This window comes from Candidatus Methylomirabilis sp. (genome assembly GCA_036000645.1).
Lineage (GTDB): Bacteria > Methylomirabilota > Methylomirabilia > Methylomirabilales > JACPAU01 > JACPAU01.
The window spans coordinates 1-5910 of record DASYVA010000159.1; the positions used below are offsets into that span (position 1 = coordinate 1).

8 protein-coding genes are annotated in these 5910 nt (G+C 69.4%); 6 read left to right on the forward strand and 2 right to left on the reverse strand.

The genetic code is table 11. From position 1 onward, the window contains the following. Positions 1-627 (reverse strand): ammonium transporter (locus VGT06_09000; GenBank protein HEV8663260.1); only part of this gene is annotated, 627 nt, incomplete at its 3' end. A 576-nt stretch (positions 628-1203) separates the two neighbouring features. Here VGT06_09000 and VGT06_09005 point away from each other — a divergent pair. From VGT06_09005 to VGT06_09020, 4 genes are all read left to right on the forward strand, one after another. After that, positions 1204-1404, forward strand: coding sequence for a hypothetical protein (locus tag VGT06_09005; protein ID HEV8663261.1), 201 nt, complete (start codon positions 1204-1206; stop codon positions 1402-1404). A gap of 15 nt (positions 1405-1419) precedes the next feature. Beyond that, a complete protein-coding gene (locus tag VGT06_09010; GenBank protein ID HEV8663262.1) occupies positions 1420-1653 on the forward strand; it encodes an Lrp/AsnC ligand binding domain-containing protein in 234 nt (77 codons plus the stop codon). A gap of 241 nt (positions 1654-1894) precedes the next feature. Continuing rightward, positions 1895-2497, forward strand: coding sequence for a DUF1326 domain-containing protein (locus tag VGT06_09015; protein ID HEV8663263.1), 603 nt, complete (start codon positions 1895-1897; stop codon positions 2495-2497). A gap of 21 nt (positions 2498-2518) precedes the next feature. Next, positions 2519-3292, forward strand: a complete 774-nt coding sequence (locus VGT06_09020) for a DUF2182 domain-containing protein (GenBank protein ID HEV8663264.1) — start codon at positions 2519-2521, stop codon at positions 3290-3292. Between the two features lie 43 nt (positions 3293-3335). Here the strand turns inward: VGT06_09020 and VGT06_09025 are convergent, their stop codons facing one another. Continuing rightward, positions 3336-3965 (reverse strand): hypothetical protein, encoded by a 630-nt coding sequence (locus VGT06_09025; GenBank protein ID HEV8663265.1) that lies wholly within the window; start codon positions 3963-3965, stop codon positions 3336-3338. An 86-nt stretch (positions 3966-4051) separates the two neighbouring features. On the opposite strand from VGT06_09025, the gene VGT06_09030 reads away from it, so the two are divergent. Continuing rightward, positions 4052-4741, forward strand: a complete 690-nt coding sequence (locus VGT06_09030; protein ID HEV8663266.1) for a uracil-DNA glycosylase — start codon at positions 4052-4054, stop codon at positions 4739-4741. Positions 4742-4993: 252 nt separating this feature from the next. Then, positions 4994-5566: a hypothetical protein gene (locus tag VGT06_09035; GenBank protein HEV8663267.1), complete on the forward strand. Its 573-nt coding sequence runs from the start codon at positions 4994-4996 to the stop codon at positions 5564-5566. Positions 5567-5910: the final 344 nt, after the last annotated feature.

A 5910-nucleotide genomic window follows, 5' to 3' on the forward strand; every position in this document is an offset into this window, starting at 1 on the left:
GTTGAAGCCGAACCAGCCCACCCAGAGCAGGGCGGCCCCCAGGACCGTGAGGGGGAGGTTATGGGGAGGCATCGGCTCGACCCGGTAGCCGCGGCGCTTGCCCACGAGGAGCGCGGCCGCAAGGGCCGAGACCCCGGAGCTGATGTGGACCACCGTCCCGCCCGCGAAGTCCAGGGCCCCCATCTCGCGCATCCAGCCCTTGACCCCCCAGACCCAGTGGGCCAGGGGGTTGTAGATGAAGGTGGCCCAGAGCAGCGTGAAGACCAGGAAGCTGCCGAACTTCATCCGCTCGGCGAAGGCGCCGGTGATGAGCGCCGGCGTGATGATGGCGAACATCATCTGGTAGATCATGAAGGTCTGGTGGGGGATCGTGCCCGCGTAGTCGGGGTTCGGGTCCAGGCCGACGCCCATGAGGCCGAACCAGCTCAAATCCCCGATGAGCCCCCGGACGTCGGGCCCGAAGGCCGTCGTGTATCCCCACAGGATCCACTCGATGCTGATCACGGCCACGATGATGAAGCTCTGCATGATGGTGCCCAGGGCGTTCTGCCGGCGCACCATCCCGCCGTAGAACAGGGCGAGGCCCGGGATCGTCATCATCAGGACCAGGGCGGAGGAGGCCAGCATCCAGGCATTGTCCCCGGAGTCCACCTTGGGCGGGGGCGGCGCCTGGACCTGGGGCGCGGGCGCCGGCGGCGCCTGTTGCGCGAGCCCCCATGCGGCGAGGCCCAGGACGAGAGCGCCGGCGAGCAGGCCGGCAAACACCCAGAACGGCACGGGCTTACGCATGCGATCTCCCTCCCGGTTCCGGAATGACCTGCTGGGGCCCGGCTCGTTCATGCCGCGAATAAAAGCTGCCACGGGGGCCCGGCGCGAATAGGTCGGGACCTTCGTCTGGTCCGCCCCGTTTGCCAGGGCCGTGCCGCCCGGTGGGAGCCGGTGGGGGGCGCGCGCTAAGTGCTGGAGGGCACAGGCGTTGAGTGCGGTAGAGGAGGCTTCTCCAGGGCGCCCGCTGGGCCGGGCCGTGCCCATGGTAAAGGCAGGCGGAAGGGAAGCGCGCACGCTGTTGCTCAATCGCTAAACAGTGGCTGTGCGCAGGCTGCTTTACAACCCGCTCCCAGCGTGATAGAAGAGAGGCCCTTCCCGGCCCTCCAGAGGCCGGGCTGATAAATCCTGAGAATGTGGGAGGAGGAGAGACGGGCGATGGGTGGGTCAGTGGAGTGTCCGGCCTGTAAAGGTCTCAAGCGGATCGGGTGTCCGGAGTGCGGGGGCTCCGGGGGGAGCCGCACGGCGGGGGGCGGGACGGTGGAATCCTGGACGCCCTGCTCCCGGTGCAACGGCAAGGGGCTCTGCACCTGTCCCACCTGCCTGGGGCAGGGGGTGATGGCCGTCGTCCCCTTCTAGCCCAGGGGGGCACCCGTGGCTGTCTCCGCGTTCGTGTTCATCGAGTGCGCCATGGGCCGCGCCAAGACGGCGGCCCGCGAAATCACCCGCCTGCCGGGAGTGAAGCTGGCCCACGCCGTCACCGGCAACTACGACATCATCGCTTTCGTGGAGGCCAGCGACCTGGAGGCCCTGGGGACCACGGTGGTCTCGAAGATCCAGGGGGTTTCCGGCGTCCACCGCACCACCACCAACGTGGTGGTCGAGTGATCTCCGCACCGACACTCTAGCCGCGCATCTACCCATCCAGCCTCCGGGGGAGGTCTGATGCCCCTGGACCGGTTCTCCACACGGCCCCCTGGCGCCCTCGCTGACCCTGGCGATTGTCGGCGGGGGCGCTTGTACATTCGCGGTCCCCCTCACCCTGCCGCTGGACGAGGCGAAGGTCGCCGCGGCGACGAAAGGGCAAGTGGACATCCGGACGGCCCGAAACCGATGAGAGGAGGAAGGGATGGCCTACCAATTGGAAGGACGCCTGCTCGAAGTCTGCACGTGCAATGTCCTCTGTCCCTGCTGGGTGGGAGAGGATCCCGATGGGGGGACCTGCCAGGGCGTACTGGCCTGGCACATTGACAAGGGGACGGTCAATGGTCTGAACGTCGCTGGCCTGACCCTGTGTATCCTCTGTCACATCCCGGGCAACATCCTGAAGGGGAACTGGCGTGTCGTCGTCTACGTGGACGACAAGGCCAGCCCCCAGCAGCAGGAAGCCCTGCTCAACGTCTGGACGGGGAAGCTGGGGGGCCCCCTCAAGGATCTCTCGCAGCTCATCGGCGAGGTGGCCGGCGTGGAGCGGGCGCCCATCACCTTCCAGGTGGAAGGGGTCAAGGGGACGCTGAAGATCGGCCAGGCCATCGAGGCCAAGCTTGCCCCGTTCCAGGGGGCCCAGGGCAAAACCACCGCGCTGCATGACACGGTGTTCACGACGATCCCCGGTTCGCCGGCCTACGTGGGCAAGGCCGACTCGTACAAGGTCAACGCCCCGAAGTACGGATTCAAGATCAACCTCGAGAAGCACAATGCGATCCAGGGGGCCTTCCGCTTCCAGGGGTGAGGAGCCCGCGGGAGAAGATCCATGTGGGCTGCCACCGACCGACGGCTCTTCCTGGCTCTGCTGGGGCCCCTGATCGTCCTGGCCTGGGTGGTCCTGTGGGTCTGGGGCCAATCCCCCTACGGCCGGTTCCTGAGCCACGAAGCGCTGGGCGAGGTTGAACTCACCTTCGGGGCCGACTCGCTCGGGCTCGTCCTCGCCTTCGTCGGGGGGTGGACCCTGATGACGGTGGCGATGATGCTCCCGACCAGCCTCCCGCTTGTGACGTTGTTTCACACCGTCGTCCAGCAGCGGCCGGACCGCGGGCGGCTGGTGGTCTTGCTGATTGCCGGGTATCTCAGCACCTGGGCGGGGTTCGGGTTCATGGCGCATCTCGGCGATTGGGGGCTGCACGAGGCGGTTGAGCGGAGCGCATGGCTCGCCGCCAACGACTGGATGATCGGACCAGGGATCCTGGCCGTGGCCGGGGTCTATCAGTTTACACCGCTGAAGTACCGCTGTCTCGACAAGTGCCGCTCACCTCTGAGCTTCATCATGGAGCACTGGAGGGGAAGCCACGACCGGGCGCGGGCCTTCGGACTCGGAGTGCACCACGGGCTCTTCTGCATCGGGTGCTGCTGGTCGCTGATGCTCCTGATGTTCGCGGTGGGGGTCGGCAATATCGGCTGGATGCTGGTGCTAGGGGCGGTGATGGCCATCGAGAAGAACATGCCCTGGGGCCGCAGGCTCAGTGCGCCCCTCGGCGTGGCGCTCCTCGCGTGGGCGCTCTACGCGTTTGGGTCTGGTTTGCCCGGCTAGGGCCGCCATCAGCGGCGCTGTGATTTCTCTCCTGGTGGTTGGTTCACCCGGAGCTCCCGGCGGGTGGCTCGGAGAAGCCGTGCTGGCGGTCCACGTTGGCGAAGCGGGACGTCAGGGCGGTCTCCACCGCCTCTAACCCTCGAGTATATTCGCCCTCGGCCTGCGTCATGCTCCGGCCCATCCGGAGGCCCTGCCCGATGATGCGCAGGAAGGCCACAAGCCCGAGGGCGACGCCGATCCAGGTGGCGTAGCGGAGCCCGAGGCCGCGCTCCAGGCCGTAGCCGAGCGCTGCCCCGGCGATGACGGCCAGACCTGAAGCGCCGAGCGCGCTTCCGAGCCGCCGCGGGGAAGCCAGCGCCGCGTCAAAGGCCCGGTAGGCGGCCGTCCGCTGCACGACCTCAGGAATTATGGCGAGGGCGGCCACACGCTTGGCCTCCAGCGCGCCGGCATAGCGGTGCCGGCGTCGGGCGTCTTCCTGGAGGTCCTCGGGAAGGTCCTCCAGGGCCTTCTCCAGGGCTTTGGGGTCCCGCGGGAGGGGTCCCAGGCAGGCGTCCACCTCCAGGTCGAAGCGCCGGTTCACGCCGCTGCGCGCCGCGCCCTCGCCAAGCTCCGCCTCCAGGGCGCTCTGGAGGGCCTGCAGGGTCAGCCGCGCCAGTTCCCGGTTGCTCCGCACGCCATGCTCCCCCTCGTGCGCTCTAGGCGCAACGCCTCTGACCTGATACCCTTCGGTCCATCCAGGTGACCCAAAAGCGACGGCCGATGTCCAACGCCCTCCTGCGCCTCCAGGAAACCATCGTCGCCTGCCGCGCGTGCCCGAGGCTCGTCCGCCATCGGGAGCGCGTCGCGGCGGCCAAGGTCCGCCGGTATCGCGAATGGGAGTACTGGGGGCGGCCCGTCCCGTCCTTCGGCGATCCCGGCGCGCGCCTCCTCATCGTCGGGCTGGCTCCCGCGGCCCACGGCGGCAACCGGACCGGCCGCATCTTCACGGGGGACCGGAGCGGCGACTGGCTCTTCGCGGCCCTGCACCGGTTCGGCTTCGCCAACCAGCCGACCTCCACCCATCGCGGGGACGGCCTCGCCCTCCGGGACTGCTACATCACCGCCGCCGTCCGCTGCGCCCCCCCGGGAAACCGGCCGAGCCGTGCGGAGCTCGGCCGGTGCCGGCCGTACCTGCTCGAGGAGATCCGGTTGCTCGAGCGCGTCAAGGTTGTGGTCGCCCTGGGGCGGATCGCGCTCGACGCCTACCTCGCCGCCCGCCGGGCCCTGGCCCAGCCGCTCCCCGCGCGCCGGCCCGCCTTCGCCCACGGGGCCGTCACCCGCCTCCCGGGTGGCCTCCTCCTCATCAGCTCCTACCACCCGAGCCAGCAGAACACGCTCACCGGCCGCCTGACCCGACCAATGTTCCACCGCGTCTTCGCCCGGGTCCGCCGCCTCCTGTCCTCACGCTAGCGCTCAGCCCAGAGCCGGACACCGCGGAGGGGAGTCCCCGTGCATCCCCCGGGGAGAAAAGTATCACAGCCTGCGCCCGCCTGAGGGCAGTGGCGCCAGCGCACAACAACTGGCCTCGCAGGGCTTTCCGTGGTGGGGGGTTACGCCCGCTCCCTCGCGCGATCCCTCCCTCCCCTGTGGCACTGCCATTGCACCATCCCCGACGGCGAAGCCTGGCTGAAGCATTCTGAGCCGGTTTCAGGAGGAGTCAAGATGAAGCGCCTTCTTTGGCTAGCCGCCGTCGCGTCTCTCGCCACGGGGTGCGCCACGCCACTGACGCCGCGGGAGCGGGGGGCTATCACCGGTGCCGCCCTCGGCGCCAGCATCGGGGCTATTGCAGGGAGTCCGAGCGGCCGGGGAGCAGAGGGGGCGATCATCGGGGGCATGGGCGGGGCGGTCGTGGGGGGCGTGCTCGCGGAAGCGGCCCAGCAGCGCCAGGCGGCCGTTCGGCCTCCTGCTCGCCCTGCCCCGGTCGTCGTCGCGCAGCCCCCGGCCGTGATTACGCCGCCGCCCGTCGTGGTCACGGAGACCCCGACCTGGGTCCTCGTCCCCGGGACGGCGGTCTACTACTCCCCCGAGATCCAGGCCGATGTGTATCTCCATAGCGGCGTCTGGTACTACCGGGTGAACGGGGGCTGGTTCACGGGTGCCTCCCACACCGGGCCCTGGGAGCTGACGCCGGTCACCGCGGTCCCCGTGATGGTCACCCGGATCCCGCCTGGCTGGCGCGCCACGCCCGGACCGCCTGCCCTCCCGCCCGGCCTCCGGAAGAAGATGGGCGGCTGAAGATCCTGCCGATGCGGGGCCGGCGGCATTCCCCTCAGGCCACGCGGGCGTTCCCTCCCCTGTGATTCGTCATGCGAGCCTTCCACGTCGTGGCAGTGCGCGGCGGGGGGATGGCAATCGGAGGCCGGGCCGGTCAGGGCTCGACCCTGGTCTTCCACCTCCCCATGGGAGCCCTTTGAGACCCGAACGCGTCCTGGTCGTTGAAGATGACCCCGAGCTCCTCGAAGCCTGTGCCGAGGTTCTCCGGCGGGCGGGCTACGAAGTGCGCCAGGCCGAGTCCGGCGAGGCGGCAGAAGCGGTTCTGCGGGCCTCGGCCATTGATGTCGTCGTTGTTGATCTGAAGC